22 protein-coding genes are annotated in these 25,132 nt (G+C 63.5%); 12 read left to right on the top strand and 10 right to left on the bottom strand.

Annotated features, from left to right (window positions below; translation table 11 throughout):
* Positions 1 to 177 precede the first annotated feature (177 nt).
* Entirely contained in the window at positions 178 to 762 is a 585-nt protein-coding gene (locus tag P0Y58_03095; GenBank protein ID WEK31195.1) for a DedA family protein, read from the top strand.
* Positions 763 to 864: 102 nt separating this feature from the next.
* Positions 865 to 1,533, top strand: coding sequence for an isoprenoid biosynthesis glyoxalase ElbB (gene elbB, locus P0Y58_03090; protein ID WEK31194.1), 669 nt, complete (start codon positions 865 to 867; stop codon positions 1,531 to 1,533).
* A 28-nt stretch (positions 1,534 to 1,561) separates the two neighbouring features.
* Here elbB and P0Y58_03085 read toward each other — a convergent pair whose 3' ends face one another.
* On the bottom strand, positions 1,562 to 2,014 hold the full coding sequence (locus tag P0Y58_03085) for a YaiI/YqxD family protein (protein ID WEK31193.1): 453 nt from the start codon (positions 2,012 to 2,014) through the stop codon (positions 1,562 to 1,564).
* A 167-nt stretch (positions 2,015 to 2,181) separates the two neighbouring features.
* On the opposite strand from P0Y58_03085, the gene P0Y58_03080 reads away from it, so the two are divergent.
* Positions 2,182 to 5,031, top strand: a complete 2,850-nt coding sequence (locus P0Y58_03080) for a class I adenylate cyclase (GenBank protein WEK31192.1) — start codon at positions 2,182 to 2,184, stop codon at positions 5,029 to 5,031.
* A gap of 163 nt (positions 5,032 to 5,194) precedes the next feature.
* Here the strand turns inward: P0Y58_03080 and rnk are convergent, their stop codons facing one another.
* The 3 genes from rnk to cyaY form a co-directional block, all read right to left on the bottom strand.
* Complete coding sequence (gene rnk, locus P0Y58_03075; protein WEK31191.1) at positions 5,195 to 5,605, bottom strand: nucleoside diphosphate kinase regulator; 411 nt, start codon at positions 5,603 to 5,605, stop codon at positions 5,195 to 5,197.
* Positions 5,606 to 5,751: 146 nt separating this feature from the next.
* Entirely contained in the window at positions 5,752 to 5,976 is a 225-nt protein-coding gene (locus P0Y58_03070; GenBank protein WEK31190.1) for a DUF1289 domain-containing protein, read from the bottom strand.
* 1 nt (position 5,977) lies between these two features.
* Positions 5,978 to 6,310 (bottom strand): iron donor protein CyaY, encoded by a 333-nt coding sequence (cyaY, locus tag P0Y58_03065; GenBank protein WEK31189.1) that lies wholly within the window; start codon positions 6,308 to 6,310, stop codon positions 5,978 to 5,980.
* 190 nt (positions 6,311 to 6,500) lie between these two features.
* On the opposite strand from cyaY, the gene P0Y58_03060 reads away from it, so the two are divergent.
* The 6 genes from P0Y58_03060 (at position 6,501) to P0Y58_03035 (ending at position 11,263) form a co-directional block, all read left to right on the top strand.
* The gene (locus tag P0Y58_03060) at positions 6,501 to 6,713 is read left to right on the top strand and encodes a lipoprotein (protein ID WEK31188.1); all 213 of its coding nucleotides are present in this window, start codon (positions 6,501 to 6,503) and stop codon (positions 6,711 to 6,713) included.
* 9 nt (positions 6,714 to 6,722) lie between these two features.
* Positions 6,723 to 7,970 (top strand): diaminopimelate decarboxylase, encoded by a 1,248-nt coding sequence (gene lysA / locus P0Y58_03055; protein WEK31187.1) that lies wholly within the window; start codon positions 6,723 to 6,725, stop codon positions 7,968 to 7,970.
* A gap of 4 nt (positions 7,971 to 7,974) precedes the next feature.
* On the top strand, positions 7,975 to 8,805 hold the full coding sequence (dapF, locus tag P0Y58_03050) for a diaminopimelate epimerase (protein ID WEK31186.1): 831 nt from the start codon (positions 7,975 to 7,977) through the stop codon (positions 8,803 to 8,805).
* Between the two features lie 156 nt (positions 8,806 to 8,961).
* Positions 8,962 to 9,672 (top strand): DUF484 family protein, encoded by a 711-nt coding sequence (locus tag P0Y58_03045; protein ID WEK31185.1) that lies wholly within the window; start codon positions 8,962 to 8,964, stop codon positions 9,670 to 9,672.
* Complete coding sequence (xerC, locus tag P0Y58_03040) at positions 9,672 to 10,571, top strand: tyrosine recombinase XerC (GenBank protein ID WEK31184.1); 900 nt, start codon at positions 9,672 to 9,674, stop codon at positions 10,569 to 10,571. The genes P0Y58_03045 and xerC overlap by 1 nt, the downstream gene beginning before the upstream one ends.
* Complete coding sequence (locus tag P0Y58_03035) at positions 10,568 to 11,263, top strand: HAD family hydrolase (protein WEK31183.1); 696 nt, start codon at positions 10,568 to 10,570, stop codon at positions 11,261 to 11,263. Before xerC ends, P0Y58_03035 begins: the two co-directional genes overlap by 4 nt.
* Before the next feature lie 179 nt (positions 11,264 to 11,442).
* Here P0Y58_03035 and sutA read toward each other — a convergent pair whose 3' ends face one another.
* The 3 genes from sutA to glnK all read right to left on the bottom strand — a co-directional run bounded on the left by sutA (position 11,443) and on the right by glnK (position 13,919).
* Entirely contained in the window at positions 11,443 to 11,772 is a 330-nt protein-coding gene (gene sutA / locus P0Y58_03030; GenBank protein WEK31182.1) for a transcriptional regulator SutA, read from the bottom strand.
* A 430-nt stretch (positions 11,773 to 12,202) separates the two neighbouring features.
* Positions 12,203 to 13,534: an ammonium transporter gene (locus tag P0Y58_03025; GenBank protein ID WEK31181.1), complete on the bottom strand. Its 1,332-nt coding sequence runs from the start codon at positions 13,532 to 13,534 to the stop codon at positions 12,203 to 12,205.
* Positions 13,535 to 13,580: 46 nt separating this feature from the next.
* Positions 13,581 to 13,919 (bottom strand): P-II family nitrogen regulator, encoded by a 339-nt coding sequence (gene glnK, locus P0Y58_03020; protein WEK31180.1) that lies wholly within the window; start codon positions 13,917 to 13,919, stop codon positions 13,581 to 13,583.
* 373 nt (positions 13,920 to 14,292) lie between these two features.
* Between glnK and P0Y58_03015 the strand changes: the two genes are divergently transcribed.
* Positions 14,293 to 14,556, top strand: a complete 264-nt coding sequence (locus P0Y58_03015) for an accessory factor UbiK family protein (protein WEK31179.1) — start codon at positions 14,293 to 14,295, stop codon at positions 14,554 to 14,556.
* A 123-nt stretch (positions 14,557 to 14,679) separates the two neighbouring features.
* On the opposite strand, the gene P0Y58_03010 is transcribed toward P0Y58_03015, so the two are convergent.
* The gene (locus tag P0Y58_03010) at positions 14,680 to 16,674 is read right to left on the bottom strand and encodes a DUF4034 domain-containing protein (GenBank protein ID WEK31178.1); all 1,995 of its coding nucleotides are present in this window, start codon (positions 16,672 to 16,674) and stop codon (positions 14,680 to 14,682) included.
* 256 nt (positions 16,675 to 16,930) lie between these two features.
* On the opposite strand from P0Y58_03010, the gene P0Y58_03005 reads away from it, so the two are divergent.
* On the top strand, positions 16,931 to 18,421 hold the full coding sequence (locus P0Y58_03005) for a YifB family Mg chelatase-like AAA ATPase (GenBank protein WEK31177.1): 1,491 nt from the start codon (positions 16,931 to 16,933) through the stop codon (positions 18,419 to 18,421).
* A 43-nt stretch (positions 18,422 to 18,464) separates the two neighbouring features.
* On the opposite strand, the gene P0Y58_03000 is transcribed toward P0Y58_03005, so the two are convergent.
* Entirely contained in the window at positions 18,465 to 18,833 is a 369-nt protein-coding gene (locus tag P0Y58_03000; GenBank protein WEK31176.1) for a response regulator, read from the bottom strand.
* On the bottom strand, positions 18,830 to 19,822 hold the full coding sequence (locus tag P0Y58_02995) for a response regulator (protein ID WEK31175.1): 993 nt from the start codon (positions 19,820 to 19,822) through the stop codon (positions 18,830 to 18,832). Before P0Y58_02995 ends, P0Y58_03000 begins: the two co-directional genes overlap by 4 nt.
* A gap of 240 nt (positions 19,823 to 20,062) precedes the next feature.
* Between P0Y58_02995 and P0Y58_02990 the strand changes: the two genes are divergently transcribed.
* Complete coding sequence (locus P0Y58_02990; protein ID WEK31174.1) at positions 20,063 to 25,111, top strand: AAA family ATPase; 5,049 nt, start codon at positions 20,063 to 20,065, stop codon at positions 25,109 to 25,111.
* The last annotated feature ends 21 nt before the right edge of the window (positions 25,112 to 25,132 follow it).

The following is a 25,132-nucleotide window of genomic DNA, read 5'->3' as shown; positions in this document are numbered from 1 at the left end:
TTGAGCGGCAAGATAAGCGCCCATTATGACGCCTGTGTTACACACCAGGGCAAGCCATGGCGCATGGCCTCTGGCATTGTCTGTGTAGGAATTGTTCACGTCGAGACACATTTGGACACTTTCACGAATGCGCGCGAAGGGGTAGGCTGCGCGTTCATTTCGCCAGCACCTCAGAAAATGCTTCAACAATTCCTGCAGGATTTCGGCTACTTCGCCCTTTTTCTAGGCACCTTCTTTGAAGGCGAGACCATCCTGGTGCTTGCGGGTTTCCTTGCGTTCCGTGGGTACATGGACATCAAGCTGGTGTGCCTGGTGGCGTTTTTCGGCAGTTATGCCGGCGACCAGCTGTGGTACTTCATGGGCCGCCGCCATGGGCGCAGGATCCTGGCGCGCAAACCGCGCTGGCAAGCAATGGGTGACCGGGCGCTGGACCACATCCGCCGCCACCCCGACATCTGGGTGCTGAGTTTCCGCTTCGTTTACGGCCTGCGTACGGTCATGCCGGTGGCCATTGGCCTGTCGGGCTACCCTCCACGCCGCTACCTGCTGCTCAACGGCATTGGCGCCGCCATCTGGGCAATTGCCCTGGGCGCGGCCGCGTACCACTTCGGCGCCATCCTCGAAGGCCTGCTGGGTAACGTGAAGCGTTACGAGCTATGGGTGCTCGGTGGCCTGCTGGGGCTGGGCGTCCTGTTGTGGCTGCGGCGGCGCTTTCGCACCTTGCGCGCCGAGCGCAAGGCGGCCAGAGAACCCCAAGACTGAACACCCCGCCCCGTTCGCTATCCAATCAAGCAAGACTGTCACCCGCCGAGCAGTACTGCCAGACTGACGGGTATTGAGCGCTTCGACCCTGGAGTAATGAACATGACAAAAAAAGTAGCGGTGATTCTTTCCGGCTGTGGCGTGTATGACGGCGCCGAAATCCACGAAAGCGTGATCACCCTGCTGCGCCTCGACCAGCGCGGAGCGCAGGTACAGTGCTTTGCGCCGGACATCGCGCAGATGCATGTCATCAACCACCTGACGGGCGAGGAAATGCCCGAGTCGCGCAATGTTCTGGTGGAGTCGGCGCGCATTGCCCGCGGCGAGGTCAAGGACATCCGCGAAGCCAAGGCAGAAGACTTCGATGCGCTGATCGTGCCGGGCGGTTTCGGGGCGGCAAAAAACCTGTCCAACTTTGCCGTGGAAGGCGCCAACTGCAGCGTCAACCCGGACGTTCTGGCCTTGGCCGAAGCCTTTGCCGACGCCTGCAAGCCGGTTGGCCTGATCTGCATTTCACCTGCCCTGGCGGCGAAGATCTACGGGCCGGGGGTGGTTTGCACCATCGGTAGCGACGCAGGCACTGCAGCGGCCGTGGTGAAAATGGGTGGCACCCATGAAGAGTGCGACGTGCACGATATTGTCGAAGATATTCAGCGCAAGCTGGTGACCACCCCGGCGTACATGGAGGCCAAGTCGATCAGCGAGGCTGCCGGTGGTATCTACAAGCTGGTGGACCGGGTGCTGGAGCTGACCCACGCCGACGACAAGTAGCACTTTGGGGCTGCTAAGCAGCCCCGCTTCAGGGTTTGGAAAGTCGGGCAATGATCCGGTCCAGCGCATTGGCAAACGCCTGTTTGTCGCGCTCGCCATAGGCCGCCTGCCCTCCCCCCACCTGGCCCTGCTCACGGAGGTCGGTGAACAGATTACGCGCCGCCAGCCGGTCACCCATGTTGCGCTCATCAAATTCGCGCCCGCGCGGGTCCAGCACTGCCACGCCCTTTTTAACCAGGCGGTCAGCCAGCGGCACATCACTGCAGATCACCAGTTCGCCAGGCACGGCGTATTCAACCAGGTAGTCGTCGGCTGCGTCCATGCCGCTGGGTACCACGATCAGGCGCACGATCGCGAACGCCGGTTTGGCCACGGCCTGCCCCGCCACCATCACCACTTCGAACTTGCGCTTGAGGGCGAACTTGACGATCAGATCCTTGGCCGCCTTGGGGCAGGCGTCGGCATCGATCCATACACGCATCGGAAACTCTCTACATGAACTCAGTGCGCCCATCATGCCTGAAGCGCAGCGAAAGCTGGAGCAGCCCTGCGCCGGGGAAATGGCGCCAAAAAATCCAATTAGCGCTTATCCGACCCCGTCACTCAGGCTAAACTCGCCACAGCTTCACTGGCCTGCCCGAGCGCGCAATGAACCACCCTCACGAAATCCGCCCTGACCTGGACGAAGGCATCGACCGCAAGGTCCTGGCGACATTGCGTGCGCGCTTCCTGCAGCTCAACCAGGGCCGCCTGCAGCGGGCAATGGAAGGCCTGTCGACGCGCCAGCAACAGGTGCTGACACTGCTGCCATTGCTGTTCCATGTGAACCACCCGCTATTGCCGGGCTACGTCTCTGGCAGCACCCCCGCAGGTGTGTCGGGTTACGAACCAGGCGCCGAGCTGGTAGCAGAAGCCCAGCGCCTGGCACGCTCGTTCACCTACAAGGCCCGCCATGGCAACCCGCCACGCCCGATCCACGGCCTGTTCCTGATGGGCAGCCTGGGCTCGCTGGCCCAGGCCGAACACAGCGATATGGACATGTGGGTGTGCCATGTACCCGGCTTGCACGCTCAACAGCTGGAAGAGCTGCGCCGCAAGTGCCAATTGCTGGAGGACTGGGCGGCGAGCCTGGGCGCTGAGGCGCACTTCTTCCTGATCGACACACAAGGCTTTGCCCAAGGCCAGCGCGACGGCCAACTGGGCTCCGACGACTGCGGCACCACCCAGCACTACCTGCTGCTGGACGAGTTTTATCGCACCACCCTCTGGCTGGCAGGGCGTACACCCCTGTGGTGGCTGGTACCCGTCTACCAGGAACACAACTACCACGCCTACACCCAGACCCTGCTGACCAAACGCTTCATTCGCAGCCAGGACGCCCTCGACCTCGGTAACCTGGCGCATATTCCCCCCGGCGAGTTTGTCGGTGCCGGCCTGTGGCAGCTGTTCAAGGGCATCGATTCGCCCTACAAGTCGCTACTCAAGCTGCTGCTGACCGAGGCCTACGCCAGTGAACACCCCGCCGTGCGCTGCCTGAGCCTGGATTACAAGCAGGCGGTGTTCGCCAACCAGCTCGACCTCGACGAGCTGGACCCGTACGTGATGGTGTACCGACGCATCGAACGCTACCTGCTGCAACGTGGCGAGCCGGCACGCCTGGAGCTGGTCAGGCGCAGCCTGTACCTGAAGGTGAACAAGAAACTCAGCGACCAGGGCCGTGCCAGCGGCTGGCAGCGCCGGCTGTTGCATCGCCTGGCAGACGAGTGGGGCTGGGATGAGCGTCAGCTGGCCCTGCTGGACAGCCGCAGCCAATGGAAAGTGCAGCAGGTCGCTGTCGAACGCCGCGAGCTGGTGGCCGAGCTTAACCACAGCTACCGTTTCCTCAGCCAGTTCGCCAGCTCCCAGAACGCCAGCAGCCGTGCCGAACAGCGCGACCTCAACGTGCTGGGTCGGCGCTTGTATGCGGCTTTTGAGCGCCGCGCGGGCAAGGTCGAGGTGATCAACCCCGGCATCGCCCCGGACCTTGCCGAAGGCACTCTGACCCTGGTCCATGCGCCCAACCGCAAGGCGCCCGGCAGCCATCACTGGGAGCTGTACAGCGGCAACCTGAGTACCTCCGAGGTGGAGCACTTCAGCCCGATAAAACGTTGCCGCGAGCTGCTTGAGCTGCTGGCCTGGGCCCATCGCAATGGCGTGACCGACAACAGCACCCGCCTGGCGCTGCACCCGGGCGCCAGCGACCTCAGTGAGTTCGAGCTGTTCAACCTGATGGGTTGCCTGCAGCACAGTATTCCCCTGCCCCTGCCAGTCGTCAGCGAAGTGCGCCTGCTGCAGCCCAGTGTTGCCGACGAGGTATTGTTGCTGGTCAACGTCGCCATCGACCCGCTGCGCCATCACCGCGACCTGAACATCCTGATGACCACCGAGCGTACCGACTCGTTGAGCTACGCAGGCGTGCGCGAAAACCTGGTGCTGACCCTGGACCAGGTCACCCTGAACAGCTGGAACGAGGTGCTGGTCCAGCGCTACGACGGTGAACATGCGCTGGTGCGCTGCCTGCGCGACTTCCTCAACAGCCCGGTACTGCGCGGCCACCGGCCACGGGTGCAGGTGCGCTGCTTTTGCCAGAGCCGCGCGCAGGCCATCAGCCAGCGCGTGGAGGAAATTTTCGACACCGTGCAGCTGCTGCTGGACCAGGGCTTGCACCACCGCTACCTGCTGCAGGTCGCCGAACACACCCATGTGCTGGAACTGCTGCCAGAGCATGTCAGCCTGACCACCCTGGCCGAGCACGAGGCACTGTTGACTTATCTGGGCGAAGAGCGCAGTGCCTACAGCCCGTTGTATCTGGACGCCCACGCTCTGCACGACCATGACCTTCGCCTGGTGCTGGAGCAGGGCCGCCCGGCTTGCATCCAGGTGTTCTACCGCCTGCAAGGTGGTTGGGCCGAGTTGTATGTGCTGGATGAATCCAATGCCCTGTGGCAGCAGCGCCTGCCCCTGCATGACGAAGCTCACCTGCTGCTGCCGCTGCAGCGGTTCCTGCGTTCGGTGGTGATGCGCCGTGACGCTCGGCTGCCGCTGGATACCCAGCGCCCTGCCTCACTGGACATCCACTACGCACAACTGTTGCCTTCCGGCACTGGCAAGGCGCGTGGCATCGAACCGCGCCTTGCCCCGATCGAAGGTAGCGACCAGCCTTACTATGAGGTACAGGCCATCATTCAGGCCGGAGTAGCGGGTGCGGCGCATGTGACGCTGTACTGCGACCAGCAAGAGTTTTCGGAGCTGGAGCATGGGGCGCAGCTGTATACGGTGGTGGCCAGGCAGATCATTGGCCAGCGGCGCGGGGCCGGGCAGTACCGGTGCTACATCACAGACCTGGATCTGTCCGAGTTGCTGGATGACCGGCTTGGGGCGACGCAGGTGTACCTGAGCTATAAGCGGGTGCTGGAGCAGGCGTTGAATGAGGGGTTGGAGCAGGTGCTAAGCGAATGACCGTGACTGCCCCCATCTGGGTTACACAGGGCTAGAGGCCAGCGCAGTACCTGTGGGAGCGGGCGTGCCCGCGAACACCGGCAAAGCCGGTGCCAGTCACCGCGTTGGATTCTTCGCGGGCACGCCCGCTCCCACAGGTGAAGCAAAGCAGCCCCGTTGGGAATTACAGGTCGAAATTGCCGGCGGCTTCCGGCTGGTATTCCACTTCCAGCAGCTTGAGCTTGAGGGTCTTGCCCCCCGGCGCCGGCCAGTCGATCTGCTCGCCCACCGACAGCCCCAGCAACGCGCAGCCAATCGGCGCAAGGACCGAGACATTGCCTTCCGGCCCGGCATCTTTCGGATAGACCAACGTCAGGTGGTAGTCCTTGCCGCTGGCTTCTTCACGGCAATGCACGCGCGAGTTCATGGTCACCACGCCCGCCGGCACTTCCTCGTGACCGACCACCTTTTCGGCGCGGTCCAGCTCGGCCTGCAGAGCGAGCACGCCCGGCGTACTCTCGTCGAGGCTGTCGATCAGACGCTCCAGACGCTGTACGTCCAATCGGGTGAGGGTGAGGGAAGGCTTGGTGCTCATGATCCAGTCAGACTCCTTTGAACAGGCAATTTTCAATGTGCAGATAAAGCAAAACCCCGCCCAAGGGCGGGGTTTGTGAAGGCATTGGCGTCACCGACGCAGAACCCGACACTACCACAGCCGGGTAAATACTCAAGCCCCTGCTATCAGTGTGCCTTCGCCTGGTCGCGTAGGGCCTGGGCCTCGCGGCAGATCTGCCGACGCCGTTCGTCATCGGCTGAGCGCCATTCGCGGATGTGCTCCACATGCCGCTGGCAGCCGGTGCATACCCGCTGTTCGTCCAGCCGGCAAACGCTGATGCACGGCGATGGCACGGCTGGGCTAATGTTGCTGTAGAGCGGCTTGGGCGGCCGGGCCTGGGTGCTGCTCATGTCAGATCTCGTCGAAGTCCAGCTTCTCGCCGGCCCGCTCCCAGACGATGCGCTCGAGCATTTCGCCCAGCAGTTCGTCAGTCTTTTCGCAGGTCCACTTCTTGTTTTCTTCGTCATAATCAAAGTGGAAACCACCTGACTTGTCCGCCAGCCACAACTGGCGCAGCGGCTCCTGTCGGCTGAAAATCAGCGTGCTGCCGTTGTCGAACTTGATGGTCAGTACACCGGCGGAGTTCTCCATGTCCAGGTCCATGCCGCTCTCGTCGAACAGGTCTTCCAGGGCCTGTTGGGTCGCGTCGACCAGGTCATGGAAACGCGCTTCACTCAAACTCATTGCAGGAACCTCGAAATTGGCTGCATTACAGGCAAGCCGGGCAAGATACGGGCGCTTGGCGCCGAATGCAAAGATTAGCCATTGAAGGCGGTAAGAATAGCCCGCCCGGCGGACCGGCCCTTGCATAGGCAAGCCGCCGGTCGCTCGGTATACTCGGGCGCAATACTGCATTTTTCTAAGGATTTCACCCATGAAGCGCCTGATTTCCTCCTTCGCGGCGCTGGTCGCTGTTGCCTGCCTCGTTTCGGCCTGCGGCCAGAAAGGCCCGTTGTATCTGCCTGAAGACGGCGATAACGGCAAAGCGCAGAAGTCGCACCAGCACCAGCCAAAAGCCAAGCCGGCCCCGGCGCAAGCGCAGCAGCCCGAGCTGCAGTCCGAGCCCGAGCAGTCGCCTGCGCAGTAAGGAAACCAGATGAACGCTTTCAACTACCGCGACGGTCAGCTGTTCGCGGAAGGGGTGGCCCTGTCGGCCGTCGCCGAACGTTTCGGCACCCCCACCTACGTGTACTCGCGCGCCCACATCGAGGCCCAGTACCGCAGCTACGCCGACGCCCTGCAAGGCACCGAGCACCTGGTGTGCTTTGCGGTCAAGGCCAACTCCAACCTTGGCGTGCTGAACGTGCTGGCGCGCCTGGGCGCAGGTTTCGACATTGTCTCTGGCGGCGAGCTGGAGCGCGTGCTGGCCGCTGGCGGGCGTGCCGACCGCGTGGTGTTCTCCGGCGTGGGCAAAACCCGCGAAGACATGCGCCGCGCCCTGGAAGTAGGTGTGCACTGCTTCAACGTCGAGTCCGCCGACGAGCTGGAGCGCCTGCAAGTGGTGGCCGCCGAAATGGGCAAGGTTGCCCCTGTGTCGCTGCGGGTCAACCCGGATGTAGACGCCGGTACCCACCCGTACATCTCCACCGGCCTTAAGGAAAACAAATTCGGCATCGCCATCGCCGACGCCGAGGCCATCTACGTACGTGCCGCGCAGTTGCCGAACCTGGAAGTGGTTGGCGTCGACTGCCACATCGGCTCGCAGCTGACCACCGTGGAACCCTTCCTCGATGCCCTCGACCGCCTGCTGGAGCTGGTCGATCGCCTCGCCGACTGCGGTATCCACCTGCGCCATCTGGACCTGGGTGGTGGCGTTGGCGTGCGCTATCGCGACGAAGAACCCCCGTTGGTGGCCGACTACATCAAGGCTATCCGCGAACGTGTGGGCAAGCGCGACCTGGCGCTGGTGTTCGAGCCGGGCCGCTACATCGTGGCCAACGCCGGCGTGCTGCTGACCCGCGTGGAATACCTCAAGCACACCGAACACAAGGACTTCGCCATCATCGATGCGGCGATGAATGACCTGATTCGCCCTGCCCTTTACCAGGCCTGGATGGGCGTCAGCGCGGTCGTGCCACGCGAGGGCGAAGGCCGTGCCTACGACCTGGTCGGCCCGATCTGCGAGACCGGCGACTTCCTCGGCAAGGACCGTGTGCTGAACCTGGCCGAAGGCGACCTGCTGGCCGTGCAGTCCGCAGGCGCCTATGGTTTTGTCATGAGCTCCAACTACAACACCCGTGGCCGTTGCGCTGAAATCCTGGTCGACGGCGACCAGGCGTTCGAAGTACGCCGCCGCGAGACCATCGCCGAACTGTACGCTGGCGAAAGCCTGCTGCCGGAGTAAGCCCATGCTGCTGCGTTTTACCAAGATGCACGGCCTGGGCAACGACTTCATGGTCCTCGACCTGGTCAGCCAGCACGCGCACATCCAGCCCAAGCACGCCAAGCAATGGGGTGACCGCCATACCGGCATCGGCTTCGACCAGTTGCTGATCGTCGAGGCGCCGAACAACCCGGAAGTGGACTTCCGCTACCGCATCTTCAATGCCGACGGTTCCGAAGTGGAGCAATGCGGCAATGGTGCGCGCTGCTTCGCCCGCTTTGTACTGGACAAGCGCCTGACCGCGAAAAAGCGTATTCGCGTGGAAACCAAAAGCGGCATCATCGTGCTGGACGTGCAGAACGACGGCCAGGTGAGTGTCGACATGGGTCCACCGCGCTTGATCCCTGCCGAAATTCCCTTCGTCGCTGATGCGCAGGCGCTGAACTACCCACTGGAAGTCGACGGTCGGCTGCATTCCATTGCTGCCGTGTCCATGGGTAACCCGCATGCCGTGCTGCGCGTCGACGACGTGCATACTGCACCGGTGCATGAGCTGGGCCCGAAAATCGAAAACCACCCACGCTTCCCGCAGCGGGTGAATGCCGGTTTCCTCCAGGTCATCGACCGCCACCGTGCCAACCTGCGTGTGTGGGAACGCGGCGCGGGCGAAACCCAGGCCTGCGGCACCGGCGCTTGCGCCGCGGCCGTGGCAGCGATCAGCCAAGGCTGGATGGATTCCCCGGTATCCCTCGACCTGCCCGGTGGCCGCCTGCACATCGAATGGGCCGGCCCCGGCAAGCCTGTGTTGATGACCGGCCCGGCCGTACGCGTCTACGAAGGACAGGTTCGTCTCTAGGGTCTGTAGGAAAAGTCTTGAGACGAAGGTCAGGCAAGGCGAAAACAGCCGAGGAAGCGGAGTTTACGGGTTGTAAATGAGCATTCCGAGGCTGTTTTCAACGCAGCATCACCGAGTATCAAGGCTTTTCGTACAGAGCCTAAGCGAGTAACCGCCATGAAAGATCAGCCCAAGGTTGTACCCCAGCAGTCCGCCGAGCTCGATGCCGAAGCGGTGGTCGCCTACCTGCGCGCCCACCCTACCTTCTTCGCCGAGCACGACGAGTTGTTGCTCGAACAGCGCATTCCCCATCAGCGTGGCGACAGCGTGTCGCTGGTGGAGCGCCAGCTCAAGCTGTTGCGCGACCGTAACATCGAGATGCGCCATCGCCTGTCGCAACTGATGGACGTGGCCCGCGACAACGACCGGCTGTTCGACAAGACCCGCCGGCTGATCCTCGACCTGCTCGATGCCGGCACCCTGGAAGAAGTGGTGATGGCGGTCGAAGACAGCCTGCGCCAGGAATTCCAGGTGCCCTTCGTCAGCCTTATCCTGTTCGGCGACAACGTCGCGCCGGTCGGGCGCTGGGTCAGCAACGCCGAGGCGCAACAGGCCATCGGTGCCCTGCTGGGCGGCGGCAAGACGGTCAGTGGCAACCTGCGTGAGCATGAACTGGCCTTCCTGTTTGGCGAAGAACAGCGCCGGGAAGTGGGTTCCAGCGCCGTGGCCGCCCTCGATTACCAAGGGCTACATGGAGTGCTGGCGATAGGCAGCCGCGACCCGCAACACTACAAGAGCAGCGTCGGCACCCTGTTCCTCGGCTACATCGCCGAAGTGCTCGGCCGCGTGGTACCACGCGTTACCCAGACTTTGCGCTCGGTACGCTGATGAAAACCCAGCTGGAGGCTTATTGCGCCCACCTGCGCAACGAGCGCCAGGTGTCGGAGCACACCTTGCTGGGTTACCGTCGTGACTTGGACAAGGTCATCGCCTACTGCAATGAACACGGTATTACCGGTTGGCAGGCGCTGCAGATCCAGCAGCTGCGCCAGCTGATCGCCCGGCTACACCACCATGGCCAGTCCTCGCGCAGCCTGGCTCGGCTGCTGTCGGCGGTGCGCGGCCTGTACCGCTACCTCAACCGCGAAGGCCTGTGCCAGCACGACCCGGCCACAGGTTTGAGTGCACCCAAAGGTGAGCGTCGGCTGCCCAAGGTGCTGGACACCGACCGCGCCCTGCAACTGCTTGATGGCGGCGTCGACGACGACTTTATCGCCCGCCGTGACCAGGCCATGCTCGAACTGTTCTATTCGTCAGGCCTGCGCCTGTCCGAGCTGACCAACCTTGACCTCGATCACCTCGACCTTGCTGCCGGCCTGGTGCAGGTGCTGGGCAAAGGTGGCAAAGCCCGCGTGCTGCCGGTTGGCCGCAAGGCCCGCGAGGCGCTGCAAGCCTGGTACCGCCTGCGCGGGATCGGCAATCCGCGCGACCGCGCGGTGTTCATCACCCGCCAGGGCAACCGCATCACGCCACGGGCTGTGCAGCAACGGGTCAAGAAGGCGGGTGAGCGCGAACTGGGCCAGCACCTGCACCCGCACATGCTTCGCCATTCCTTCGCCAGCCATGTGCTGGAATCGTCCCAGGACCTGCGGGCAGTGCAGGAGATGCTCGGCCATGCCGACATCAGCACCACGCAAATCTACACCCACCTGGACTTCCAGCACCTGGCCGCGGTGTACGACAGCGCCCACCCTCGGGCCAAACGCAGCAAAGGCACAGACTCATGAGCATCAAGCTGATCACATTCGACCTCGACGACACCCTGTGGGACACCGCGCCGGTCATCGCCAGCGCAGAAGTCGTGCTGCGCGACTGGCTCCAAGCCAACGCCCCGGTCCTCGGCGGCGTGCCGGTGGAGCACCTGTTCGCCATCCGCGAGCGCCTGGTACAGGCTGAGCCCGGCCTCAAGCACCGCATCAGCGCCTTGCGTCGTCGGGTGTTGTTCCATGCACTGGAAGCAGTCGGCTACAGCGAAAAGCATGCGCAGGAGCTGGCCAATGAAGGCTTTGAAGTGTTCCTGCATGCCCGCCACCAGGTGGAGATATTCCCCGAGGTACAGCCGGTGCTGGAGCTCTTGCGCCATCAATACATTCTGGGCGTGGTCACCAACGGTAATGCCGACGTGAGCCGGCTGGGGCTGGCGGATTACTTCCGGTTTGCCCTGTGTGCGGAGGATCTGGGGATTGGCAAGCCGGACCCGGCGCCGTTTCTTGAAGCGCTACGCCGAGGTGAGGTGGACGCCAGCGCGGCGGTGCATATCGGTGACCATCCCGGTGACGACGTTGCCGGTGCCCAGCGTGCCGGCTTGCGCGCAGTGTGGTTCAACCCGCAGGGCAAGCCCTGGGCAGGTGAGCAGACCCCGGATGCCGAGATCCAGCGCCTGTCGCAGTTGCCCGACGTGCTCGCGCGCTGGCGCTGACAGGGGCCGCTTTGCGGCCCATTCGCGGGCACGCCCGCTCCCACAGGGACCGTGCAGGGCTCAGCCTGGGGTGATCCTGTGGGAGCGGGCATGCCCGCGAAGAGGCCGGCAAGGGCAACACAAAACCCACAGGCACAAAAAAGCCCGCAGCGACGGCGGGCTTTTTTGTGTTCAGCCACTCAGATAGGGCGGCTGCCGTACTTGTTGTCCGGCTTCTTGGGCGGGTCGGCGACCACGTTGGCCTCGACTTCCTGCACCCTGCCACCGCGCGAAAGGAAATCTTCCATCGCCTTGGCCAGCGCATCACGCTCTTTCTGCTTGGCTTCCATGCTCGGCATCTCGTCTACCGAGACCGCCGCCTTGGATTTGCCTTTGGCAGCGGGTGCCGGGCTGCTGTCGTCATCGCCAGAGTCTTCGGCGCCATCGTCAGCCGCAGCCTCAAGGCCTTCATCACCCTCGTCTTCGTCGCCTACTTCGAGGTCGTCGTTTTCCAGATCATCGTCGCTCATGTTCTACCTCATGACTTGCGAAAAGCAGGTTAGTTATAGACCAGTGCAGCCGTAGACCGGCAGCCACCGGTGAAAATTCAACTGGCCGTGGGTTAGGCCACTGCCCTTGGGTTGGCGCTCCTCATGGGAGGCGGCCCCCAGCAGGCCCTGCTCCTGGCACGGCCTGACAAAAATCATTGAACCCTGCTGGCCACACGCTATTGGCAAGCCTAGCAAAGGCTGGGGAAGTGTGTGGACTCCTCGTCAAACACTCTTCGGCGCGCATTCTAGCGCGCCCGTGGAAAAAGCAAAGCTCCATAAACGCCCTACGACTTGTAAGTTTTTTACCTACGCCGCGAACGTGCCGGATAAACCGTTTGCCAAGCGCGAAAAGCTGAAAATCTGGCAAAAAAATGCCCGGCAAGCCGGGCAAGTTTTTACCGCGTCGCAGTTACAGGTTGTAGCCGCGTTCGTTGTGCTGAGCCAGGTCGAGGCCGACCGACTCTTCTTCTTCGTTGACCCGCAGGCCCATCACCACATCCAGCACCTTGAGGATCACGTAGGTGACGATGGCGGTGTAGACCACGGTGAAAATCACGCCTTTGGCCTGGATCCAGACCTGCATGCCAATGTCGGTGACAGTGCCGAAGCCGCCCAGGGCCGGGGCTGCAAACACACCGGTAAGGATGGCGCCGATGATGCCGCCGATACCGTGCACACCGAAGGCATCCAGCGAGTCGTCGTAGCCCAGCTTGCGCTTGAGGGTGGTGGCGCAGAAGTAGCAGATCACACCCGAAGCCAGACCGATCACCAGGGCGCCCATCGGCCCCACGGTGCCTGCAGCCGGGGTAATGGCGACCAGGCCGGCAACCACACCCGAAGCAATGCCCAGGGCACTTGGCTTACCGTGGCCAATCCACTCGGCGAACATCCAGCCCAAGGCTGCTGCTGCGGTGGCGATCTGGGTGACCAGCATGGCCATACCAGCGGTGCCGTTGGCGGCAGCGGCGGAGCCTGCGTTGAAGCCGAACCAGCCGATCCACAGCATGGCCGCGCCGATCAGGGTGTAGCCCAGGTTGTGCGGGGCCATCGGGGTGGTCGGGTAGCCCTTGCGCTTGCCCAGCACCAGGCAGCAGACCAGGCCTGCGATACCAGCGTTGATGTGCACCACGGTGCCGCCCGCGAAGTCCAGTACGCCCCAGTCCCACATCAGTGCACCGTCACCGCTCCACACCATGTGCGCGATCGGCGCATACACCAGAGTGAACCAAATACCCATGAACACCAGCATCGCAGAGAACTTCATGCGCTCGGCGAAGGCACCCACGATCAGTGCCGGGGTGATAATGGCGAAGGTCATCTGGAAGGTGATGAATACCGCTTCAGGGAAGAGTGCGGTGGCCGACGTCAGGTTCTCGGGCGTGACGCCGCTGAGGAAGGCCTTGGAGAAGCCGCCGACGAAGGAGTTGAAGTTGAGCACGCCCTTTTCCATACCGGTGGTATCGAAGGCCATGCTGTAACCGTAGACGACCCAGAGAATGCTAATCAGGCCGGTGATTGCAAAGCACTGCATCATCACCGACAGCACGTTCTTGGAACGCACCATGCCGCCATAGAACAGGGCCAGGCCCGGGATAGTCATGAACAGCACCAGCGCCGTTGCGGTCAGCATCCAGGCGGTGTCGCCGGAGTTCAGCGCTGGGGCAGCTTCCTCTGCCAGGGCAAGCCCGGGCATTACGAGGGACAAAAGGGCTCCTAGCCCTGCGATCTTACGCAGAGTCATGTTGTTTTCTCCTGGGGCGTTGGGTTTGGTGAGGCTTTTTTGCTGCTTAGATCGCGTCGGTATCGGTTTCGCCGGTACGGATGCGGATCGCCTGCTCCAGATTCACCACGAAAATCTTGCCGTCACCGATCTTGCCGGTGTTGGCTGCCTTGGTGATGGCTTCGATTACCCGATCAAGGTCCTTGTCATCGATGGCGACATCGATCTTTACCTTGGGCAGAAAATCGACCACATATTCAGCACCGCGATACAGCTCGGTGTGGCCCTTCTGCCGGCCGAAGCCTTTGACTTCAGTAACAGTGATGCCCTGCACGCCGATTTCCGACAGCGACTCGCGCACGTCGTCCAGCTTGAACGGCTTGATGATGGCTGTGACTAGCTTCATGAAACTCTCTCCCGATTTGGTGGACTTGCCCCAGGAAAACAAACCCGTCTCAAGTCTAAGCGCAGCGGTTGGCTTTGTAACGCGTCGTCGGTATCCGGCTCCGCGTGCGCACTGCTTGGTCACAAGGAACTGCATCAGTGCATGGCTCGTACAGGTCTTTGCAGAAACCTTGCCAGGTCCGGCAAAGCACCGGAAAACAGCGAGTTATGTGAAAGGGTCGGGATTGGCCAGTCGCCAGCATTGAAAACATGCACAGTTTCGGTGCGCACAAGCAGGGCGCATTGCGCGAAAAATGTGCAATCGCTCGCCGTCTGGGGGTCTGAATTGCCCGTGCTACACTGCGGGCCATTTCTCCGTTTCAGTGGACAGCCCCATGCTCGCGCCCAAAGCCCTTCTCGATGCCCTGAGCGACCAGGCCTCACGCCTGTTCAGCAGCGATACCGCCCAGCCCCGTGCAGAACTGGAAAGCCAGTTCAAGGTGCTGATGCAAGGTGCCTTCAGCAAGCTGGACCTGGTCAGCCGTGACGAATTCGACAGCCAGATGGTCGTGCTGGCGCGCACCCGCGCCCGCCTTGAGGCGCTGGAAAAACAAGTCGCCGAGCTGGAAGCACGCATGGCGCCCGGCGCGCAGGAATAACAACCGCTTGAAGGTTAACCTGTGGGAGCGGGCATGCCCGCGAACACCGGCGCAGCCGGTGCCATCCACCGCGTTGCCTGCTTCGCGGGCTTGCCCGCTCCCACAGGGATTCGCGCAAGCCTGCTAGCTCGCGCAGAGCTGTTTCGGCGGCAACTCGCTGGCATGCAAGGTGCCGCGAAACAGGGCTGCACCACACTGGGTAACCAGCGTCTTCATCCGGTTGTGTGAGTTGAGGATCTCGGCCTGGATATCTTCAATGGCCGGATCCCCCGGCTGCAAGGTAACCGCACGATTGGCCCATTCGATGGCTGCAAACCGGCTCTGCTTGCGGGTGCCGCGCCCCTGCATCCAGGCCAGCCCCAGTTCGGCGCTGGCGCGCCCGGCAACCCACGCGTCCGGGTGCTCGACCAGGCTCGACAGGTAGGCGACCGCTTCGGCCCGCTCCTGCGCTTCACCAAACTGGCGCAATAGAATCCCCAGGTGCAAACGCGCGCGGGCATTGGTCTGCGCATTGCCCAACGCGTCGACCAGCAGGCGCCTGACCGCCAGCATGGCGCTTCGCTCATTCAGGTCCTCATCGCCATCCATGCGCAGGCAGGCGAGGTTGTACTTGGCCTGCCTGCTGCCCGCTTCCACTGCACGTTGCAGCCAATACCCCGCCGCCTCGTCATCCAGATAATGCGACGGGGTATTGCCCAGGCCGCCGCTGTGCAGCTCGTACAGGCCGAGGGCAGCCCCAGGCAGGCTCATCTCGGCACAGCGCTCATACAGGTAACACGCCACCTCGTGCCTGTTGGCAGCCCACAGCAGCCGCGCCACCGCGAGCACCTCGAAGCCTGGGGCCTGCCGCGCGCGCTGGCGCGTCACCGCCATCTGCGACCATAGCCTGGCCTGCTCGGCCGAGCGTGGCAGCCCCCACAGGCCGAAGCGGTGCCCGGCAGCTCGCATTGCACAGGCCCCAGCATGCGAGCCGCCTTCACACAGGCGCTCGATGGCAGTGCGCAGCAGTTGAAGGTCATCTGCCATGCCATCGCGCAGTATCAACCCGACCAAACAGCGAAACGGCTCGCCCATCGCAGGGATGGCGCCGTGATCAGCGTTACATGCCATGCTTGCGGCGAAATCGCGCATACCACCGGCATGGTCTTGCAAGGCACTGCTACGTAGCGCGCCTCGCCAAGCCAGCACGACAGCGCTTTCCCTGGGCCTTAGCGGGCGCTGCAACCAGGTATCGAACAGTTGCTGCCAATCGACAACGGCCTGCAACTGGTCGGCATGCGGCAGCTTCAGCCGTTCTTCGACGGCCATCCAGCGCAACGCATTGCGCAACGCTTCGTCCCACGTCTCGCACAACGGCCCATTGGCCAGCAGCTCTAGCGCATCGAAGCTGGCGCCCCAACGGGGCAGCAGGTAAACCGCGAGCGCCTGGATGGCTTCAAAGCAACCGGGGCGGGCCACGAGTGCATGGCGCAACCAGTAATAGCGTGGTGCTGCGTTTTCGTGGTCGACACGCCTGCTCAGGCACGCCGGCAACGCCTGGGGCAGCTCAGCCAGCGGCAACAGCCCGTGCCGGACCAGTAATGGCGCTGCAGCTTCCTGTACCTCCACATCGGCATGGGCACTGGGCCTGAAGCGCGCAGGCTGCCCCTCAAACAGTTCGTTCAACCAGCCAGGCTCGCGCAACTGCGCACTGACACGCAGCATGCCAATGGCCGCTGCCACGGGTTGTGCGCAGCGGTCCATTGCGCGCAAAAGGTGTGCGGTCGCGGTTTCACACATTTGCTCGACGGCCAGCAAGCGCGCCGCGTTGTGTGGGCCACCAGCCTGCACCTGACAGGCCCGGTGCAAGCAGTGCATGCCCATTACCACCTGTGGGTGGTAAGCCTTGGGGCAGGCGTCAATCCAGGCTTTGAGCACCTGGCTCAGGGCCCTGTCATTCTGGTTTTCGAAGTCAACCAGCATGTGCCCTTCGATGGCTGCCAGGTAGGCCGGAAACTCCCCGGGCGGGGCTTGGCGCCATTGCACCTCAAGGCAGTCGAAAAAGCGGGTGAGCTCAATGAAAGAATTGGCCTGCACCAGTTCGCGAATGATCTGGCGCGTGCGGGTGAGCGTTTGCACGGCGCAATACCTCAAGTCCATTTGAAAGAAGACGCGGTGCCATCCCATGGCAACTGCGGTTGCCCAATAACACTAAGCCATGGCAGGTACCTGCGCAAAGTTAATTGGATCCAGTTGTTGTCGAAATTCACAGAAAAACAGGGAAAAACCCTGCGCTGAAAAACCCCGACGCACACTTCTTGCGCCCGCCTTGGCCGCGCTGGCTATTCTGACCCAGCCGCATGAAGCGGCCCTTTCCAGCGACAACGGAGCGTCCATGTCCCTAGCCCTCGTTCACAGCCGCGCCCAGGTGGGTGTACAGGCACCGGCGGTCAGCGTCGAAACTCACCTGGCCAACGGCCTGCCCCATCTCACCCTGGTCGGCCTGCCAGAAACCACGGTCAAGGAAAGCAAGGACCGGGTACGCAGTGCCATCGTCAATTCCGGGCTGAACTACCCACAACGGCGCATTACCCAGAACCTGGCCCCCGCCGACTTGCCCAAGGATGGCGGGCGCTATGACCTGGCCATCGCTCTGGGCATACTTGCCGCCGACGGCCAGGTGCCAGCGGCCAGCCTCGCCGAGGTCGAGTGCCTGGGCGAACTGGCGTTGTCTGGCAAATTGCGTGCGGTGCAGGGCGTACTGCCGGCGGCACTGGCGGCACGGGAGGCGGGCCGGTCGCTGGTGGTTCCACGTGAGAACGCCGAGGAGGCCAGCCTGGCCGGCGGGCTGGTGGTGTATGCAGCAGGGCACCTGCTGGAGCTGGTCGCCCACCTGAACGGCCAGGTGCCGCTACCGCCATACGCTGCCAACGGTTTGATCCTGCATCAACGCCCCTACCCTGACCTGAGCGAGGTGCAGGGCCAAATTGCGGCCAAGCGCGCATTGATGCTGGCGGCGGCTGGGGCGCACAACTTGCTGTTCACCGGGCCACCCGGCACCGGCAAGACCTTGCTCGCCAGCCGCCTGCCCGGGCTGCTGCCACCGCTGGACGAGCACGAGGCGCTGGAAGTGGCGGCGATCCAGTCGGTCAGCGGGCATACACCGCTGAGCAGCTGGCCGCAGCGACCGTTTCGCCACCCCCACCACTCTGCGTCCGGGCCGGCCCTGGTCGGGGGCAGCAGCCGGCCACAACCGGGCGAAATCACCTTGGCCCACCATGGCGTTCTGTTTCTGGATGAATTGCCAGAGTTTGAACGGCGTGTGCTGGAAGTGCTGCGCGAACCGTTGGAATCGGGCGAGATCGTGATTGCCAGGGCCCGCGACAAGGTGCGCTTTCCGGCGCGCTTTCAGCTGGTGGCGGCGATGAACCCATGCCCTTGCGGTTACCTGGGCGACCCTACTGGCCGCTGCCGCTGCAGCACCGAGCAGATCGCGCGGTACCGCAACAAGCTGTCGGGGCCGCTGCTGGACCGCATCGACCTGCACCTGACCGTGGCCCGCGAAAGCACCACGCTGAACAACCAGCCCTGTGGTGAGACCAGTGCCGATGTGGCAGCCCGGGTGGCGCAGGCGCGTGAAGTACAGCAGCGTCGCCAGGGGTGTGTGAATGCGTTTCTCGACCTTGAGGGGTTACGCCGCCATTGCCCATTGGCGGCGGCGGACCAGGCGTGGCTGGAGAACGCTTGCGAGCGGTTGACCTTGTCGTTGCGGGCAGCGCACCGGTTGTTGAAAGTGGCGCGGACACTGGCGGACCTGGAGGGTTGTGAAGCGATTGGCCGGCCACATCTGGCCGAGGCCCTGCAGTACCGGCCGGGGAGCAGTTAGATTGCCGGGGCAGGCGAAGAAAGCATCAAGGCGAACAACTACATCAGGCTTTGCCAGCCAAAGCCTCCTCAACCGCCTTAAGCAATACCTCTTCAGAGAACGGCTTACCCAGGCAGGCCAACGCCCCAAGGCTCATCGCCGAATGCACCGCGCCATCGTCCCAATGCGCCGACATGCAGATCACTGGCAAGCACCGCCCCTGCCCCGCCAGCGCTCGTTGAACGTCCAGCCCACCCATCCCCTGCATCTTCAGGTCGAGCAACACGCAACCCGCCTGCCAAGCCAGATCCGACCCAAGGAACGCAGCCGCTGTAGCAAACGACAAGGTCTCGAACCCGGCTGAACGCAGCAGGTTGGCCAGGCTTTTGCGCACCGAAGCATCGTCGTCGACGATGCACACCCATCTGTTCATGCGCCGCCCAGGCCCTCAGGCCGCGCACCGATAACGTTGTGCATGGCCACCAGTTCGATCAGCGAGCGGGACTGCATCTTGTTCATGATGTTCTTCTTGTGCACCTTGGTTGTCACTTCGCTGGTGCCGATCTGCCTGGCGATCTGCTTGTGCGACAAGCCATCGACCACCAGCGAGAATACCTGGCGCTCACGCGGGGTCAGGCACTGGTATTTTTCCTCGACCTGCCGCGCATGCCGCCATTTGCGCCCATCGGCCAAGGCCCTGTGCCGCACGCCCTGCAGCAGCGTCAGCAGTTGGTCTTCGTCAAATGGCTTGGTCAGAAACTCTACAGCACCGGCTCGCATGGCCTGCACCGTCATCGGGATGGTGCCGAAGCCAGTCATGAACACGATCGGCCAGGGCAGCGCCAGCCGGCGCAACGCGTCTTGCACTTCCAGCCCGGTGGTGTCAGACAGGTGCATGTCCAGCAGGAGGCAGGCATAGGGCGTTTCCAGGCGGGCGTCGAACAACGCCTCGGCACTGGCAAACACATGGTGCGGGATATCCTGTGAGCGCAGCAGGCGGCCCAGCGCCGTACGTACCGACGGGTCGTCGTCCACCACCAGCACCGGCACTCGAGTGCTGTCATCCAACGGTTCAAGGTTGTCGGCGGCGGGACAAAACGGTGATGGCCCCAGCGCCTGGCAAGGGACATCGAAGCTGAGCTCGGCGGCCAGCCGGTAACCCCGACGCGGCACAGTCTGAATCAGCCCGCGGTCGCCAAAAGCTTTACGCAGCAAGGACACCTGCACCTGCAGGTTGTTGTCCTCAACCACCGTGCCGGCCCATACCTGGCTGAACAGCTCATCCTTGCCGACCACCCGGCCCTTGGCCCTGATCAGCGTGGCCAATACCTCGAATGCGCGCCCGCCCAGCAGGATCGGCTTGCCGTCGAGAAACACTTCTCGCCGCTCCAGCGACACTTGGGCATTGCCTATTCGGATCATGGCTTCCTCGCACCGGCATGGGCGTTTGCACCGCCCTGCGCAGCCTAGGCCCACGTACTCATTGAAACAATTATCCCGAGGGATAGGTTGGCTTCATCACTATACAAGTGCGCGCCGGTACTCAGGGTACGATAACGGACAACGGCGTGCCCGTTCCTGCCAAGCGGGCTACAACCCTCAGCCTTACTGGGCTCGCTGCGTATACTCGCGCATCAGGATGTCGCTGCCAGGGGGTGCCGGATGCTCGATGAACGCCTCGCTCACAGGCCCATCGATTTTGACCAGTCGATCGACGAGGGCTGGTTGAATCGGTGCGGTATCACACCGCTGGGCCAGGAAGGCGAGCTCAGCTACTTCCGCCTGCACGACGCTGTCACCGGCCAGTCGTGGATCGCTGCGCGTGCTCCACTCGACGCACCGGCCGCTTGCCAGCGCCTGGAGCGTGACTACCAGCTGGAGCTGGACCCGCAGTGGGCGGTAATCCCCTCGGCGTTCGTGCGTTCAGCCGAGGGCCCGCTGCTGGTATACCCGGCCGGCCACGCGATTGCCGACCTGCTGATCGAAGGCCCGGCGGCCCTGGAGCCGTTTCTCGACATCGCGGTCAACGCCGCCACAGCACTGGCACTGGCCCACGAACGCAACGTACTGCATGGCGCCCTGCAACCCGAGCATGTGTACCTGCAGGGCACTCAGCGGGTGCGGCTGGGCTGCTTTCGCGCAGGGCCGGCACAGCTGTTCAGCGAACAGGGCACCCCGCTCGGTAACTGGGCCTACCTGGCGCCGGAGCAAGTCTGCCCACACGGCAGCAGCAGCGACCGGCGTAGCGACATTTATGCCCTGGGCGCGATCCTTTACCAGCTGTTGCTGGGCGAGCTACCGCTGGCGGGGCGCGACACCCAACACTGGCGCCAGCTGCATGCCGGCGTACAGCCCAGGGCAGCCTGCGAAGTGGACAACAACGTGCCGCAGCCTCTGAGCCGGATACTGGCCAAGGCCCTGGCCAAAGAGCCGGACGCCCGATACCAGAGCGCTCGCGCCTTGGCAGTAGACCTCGCCCACTGCCAGCGGCAATGGGCCAGCAGCAAGACCATGGCAGCTTTCACCCCCGGCTGCGCCGACCCGGTCGCCCCCAACCGCACGCGCCTGTATGGCCGCAATGCGGAACAAAAAGCCATCGCCCTGATGCTCAAGGGCCTGCGCCGCGACAGCACGCCACAAGCGTTGTTCATCAACGGTGCCGCCGGCATGGGCAAGTCCAGCCTGGTCGAGGCAGCGCTCAAGAGCAACGCCCACGGCTACTGGGCCATCGGCAAGTGCAATAGCCTGGGCCAGACCGTGCCCTATGCGCCTTGGGTGGAAATCCTCGGCGCATTGACTACTCAGCTGCTGGCGAAGAACAGCCAGGACCTCGGCACCCTGCGCCGCGAGATCTTGCGCCGCATCAAAGGCCACGGCCGGTTGCTGGGCACGCTGGCGCCAGACCTGCAATTCATTCTGGGCCCGCTACCCACGCTGCCAGCAAAACCCACACGCCTTGCGTTGCAGAAGGAGTTAAGGGCAATCGTTGAATTTCTGCAGGTGTTCAGCCGCCCTGGCCTGCCACTGGTACTGTTTCTCGACGACATGCAGTGGGCCGACGACGCTACGCAGCAGCTGCTGGCACAACTGCTCGTACAGGCGCCCGGCAACCTGCTGCTGATCTTTGCCCGGCGCAATGACATACAAGCCGGCAGTGCACCACCTGCCATGCCAGCAGCCGTGCGCAGCACCACCCTGAACCTGCGCCCGCTGGCCGTTGGCGCGGTGGCCGAGCTGATCGGCGAACGCTACCACGTCGATCCCGACCAGACCTTGCAACTGGCCGGGCTGGTGCATGACAAGACCGCCGGCAACCCGTTTTTCATCAACCAGATCCTCAGGGCTATGGTCGAAGACCAGTTGTTCACCTTCGATACCCAGGCCATGCGCTGGTCATGGTGTCTGCAGGCCGTGGCCCGGCACCGCTATTCCGACAATGTCGCCGACCTGATGATCCACCGCCTGGTGCGCCTGCCTGGGCCCCAGCGCGACGTGCTGCGCATCGTCAGCGCGGCGGGCAGCCGATGCGATGAACGCTTGCTCCGCCAGGTTCTTGCACAAGCGCCGGGCGAACCGTTGCAGGTATTGATTGGCGCGGGCTTCCTGCTGCCGAGCCAGAAGGGCCTGGGCTTTGCCCATGACAGGGTGATGGAAGCGGCTTATCAACTTACCCCCGTGCGCGAGCGCGAATCCCTGCATGCACGCATTGCCCAAGCCATGCTCCAGGTCTGGCCAGAGCACTTGCACGAAGTGCTTTTCGAGGTCGCCCACCAGCTGCAAAGCGCCAACCCACGCGGGTTTGCAGCGGATGACTGCGACGTTTTCCTGCAGCTTTTACGAGAGGCAGCATTGCGCGCGCGCGACAGCGGTGCCTTTGCCCAGGCTGCGGGTTACCTGCACACGGCCGAACAGCTGCTGCACCATGCCAGCACGCTGGAAAGCCGCGCCACGCATGGCTTTGCCATCGCCTACATGGCGGCGGAGTGCGACATGCAACTGTCGCGCATCGCCGCGGCCGAAGCCCAGCTCAGCGAGTGCCGGCAGCGCGCGCGTTCGGCGCTGGACCGTGCTCGGCTTTGCAGGTTGCAGGCCGGCCTGTTCACCTTGCAGGGCGACTATCAGGCGGCCATCGACAGCGCCTTGTCAGGCCTGGAGCTACTGGGTATCGGCCTGGCACGGGGCGTCGACCGGCAACAGGTAGAAGCCAGCCATGCCCGTGTGCTCGCCATGATCGAAAACAAGGGTCGCCACTGCCTGGAGTCACTGCCACGCACCGACTCAGAGCACGTGGAGGCGGCGATCGGCCTGCTGGCCACGCTCTCGTCTTCATTCTCCGTGCAGGACGACCTGCGCTTCCTGCACCTGACCAGGATCATGGAGTTGTCGCTGCTGCATGGCGTTGCCCCAGGCAGCACTTACGCCCTGGCCTGGTTCGGGGTGATGATCGCCGAGCGGTTCGGCGCCTACCACGACGGCCATGCCTGTTGCCTGGCTGCGCTGAAGCTGATCGAGCGGCACGGTTTCGAGGTTGACCTGACCAGCGCGCTGCTGGCCCTGGACCAGGTCAGCGCCTGGACCTCGCCGATGGAGTCCGCCCGCCGCACCGCGCTGGAAGCGGTCGACTCGGCGCGCCTTAGCGGCGACCTGGCGATGGGCTGCCATGCCCGCAACCATCTGGTTTCCGACTCGTTGTTCATGGGCCGTTACCTGCCGGATATAGCTGAAGAAGTGCAACAGGGCCTGGCCGTCGTTCGCGGTTGCGGCTACAGCGATATCGAGCAGACCCTGCAGGCTCAGCAGGGGTTCGTCGCGAGCCTGAGCGGCACAACGTGTGTGGCCTCGGCCACGCCGGTCAACTCAGCGACCACGCTGTTCTTCCGGCACCTGTTCACGGGCATGTCTGCCTTCTACCTGGGCAACATTCCACACGCCCTGCGTAACCTGGCCAAGGCCGGTGACAATGCCTGGGCGGCACCTGCGCACATCAACCTCGCCGACTACCACCTGTTCCGCGGCCTGGCCCTGGGCAGCCCGGAGGCCCCCGAAAGCCTGGCCGAGAAACTGAGCGAGCTGCGCGGCTTGCGTGAGCGATTCGGTCGCTGGGCCAGCTTCAACCCGGCCACCTTCCGCAACAAACTGCTGCTGATCGAAGGCGTCATCGCCAAGCTTGAAGGTGACGGTCTGGCCGCCATCCGTTGTTTCGACCAGGCGCAAATCGCCGCCACCGCAGCCGGCTTCATCCACGAGCAGGCCCTGGCCCACGAACAGCTGGCCGAGGTGTGCATCCCTAGCGGCCTGATTTCCGGTGCCAACCTGCACCTGCGCATCGCCCGCGACTGTTTCCATATCTGGGGGGCAACAGGCAAGGTGCACCAGCTGGAGACCCTGCACCCGTTCCTGCGCACCCAGCCCATCCAGGAGACCTACCGCGCTACCCAGCAGGCCAGGCTCGACCTGGAAGCCGGCATCGAAGCCGCGCGGGCGCTGTCCGAAGAAGTGCTGCTCGAAGGCCTGATCGAAACCTTGATGGGCCACCTGACCCAGCACTCCGGCGCCGACCACGGCGCGCTGCTGATCGTCAGCGGTGCCGAATTCCAGATGGCCGCCCTCGCCTACATCGACGATGCCGGGCTGCACGTCAGCATGGACAACTGCCAGAAGTTCATGACCCAGGCACCGCTGTCGGTCATCAATACCACCATGCACACGCGCAAGCCGCTGGTACTCAACGATGCCCAAAGCGACTGCCCCGAGGCTTTCCGCCAAGAGCTGCAAGCGCGCAATGCACGGTCTGTGCTGTGCCTGCCGCTGGTGATTCAGGGCGTACTGATTGGCTTGGTGTATCTGGAGAACCGCCTGGTACCTAACCTGTTCGGCAGCCAGCGCCTGGCCATGCTGGAAATCCTCGCTTCGCAGGCGGCGGTATCGCTGCAGACCGCCAAGTTCTATACGCGCCTGGCCGAAGACAACCAGAGCCGCGCACAAATGGAAGCCGAATTGCGCCGCTCACGTGCAGAGCTGGCGCGCAGTGCGCACCTGCAGGTGATGAATGAGCTGTCGGCGTCCATCGCCCACGAGATCAGCCAGCCACTGCTGGGCATTACCTCCAACGCCGCCGCCAGCCTGCGCTGGCTGAAGCGTGCCAAGCCCGATCTGGAAGAGGCAATTGCCGGCCTGGAAGACATCCGCAACGACAGCGAACGCGCCGCCAACATCGTGCGTGCACTGCGCTCGCTGGCCAAGCAGTCGCCGATGCAACTCAAGGCCGTGAAGCCGGACGAGTTGATCCGCGAGGTGGTGCGTTTGACTTCGGTCGATGCCGCCAAGGGCACGGTAGACGTGCAGGCACGCTTGCAAGCGGGGGTGAGCGTAATGGCCGACCCGGTGCAGTTGCAGCAGTTGGTGTTCAACCTGATCACCAATGGCCTGGAGGCGCTGGCGGGGTATCGCAGTGATGGCGTACTGCGGATTGCATCGACGGTGGTTGGGAATGGGGTGGAGATCTGTGTAGACGACAACGGACCAGGGATTGCACCCGAGGAGCGGGAGCAGGTATTCGGGGCGTTCTACACCACCAAGAGCGGTGGCATGGGGATGGGCCTGGCGATCTGCAGTTCGGTGGTGCAGGCCCATGGTGGGCAGCTGCAGGCGCTGGTGTCGGAACTTGGCGGGTGCCGGATTCGTTTCACCCTGCCTGTGAGTCCTGCTTAGCCTGTACCGGCCTCTTCGCGG

The organism is Candidatus Pseudomonas phytovorans, assembly GCA_029202525.1.
GTDB lineage: Bacteria > Pseudomonadota > Gammaproteobacteria > Pseudomonadales > Pseudomonadaceae > Aquipseudomonas > Aquipseudomonas phytovorans.
Note: the sequence above shows the minus strand (reverse complement) of the source record. Positions and strands in the feature narration are given on the sequence as shown.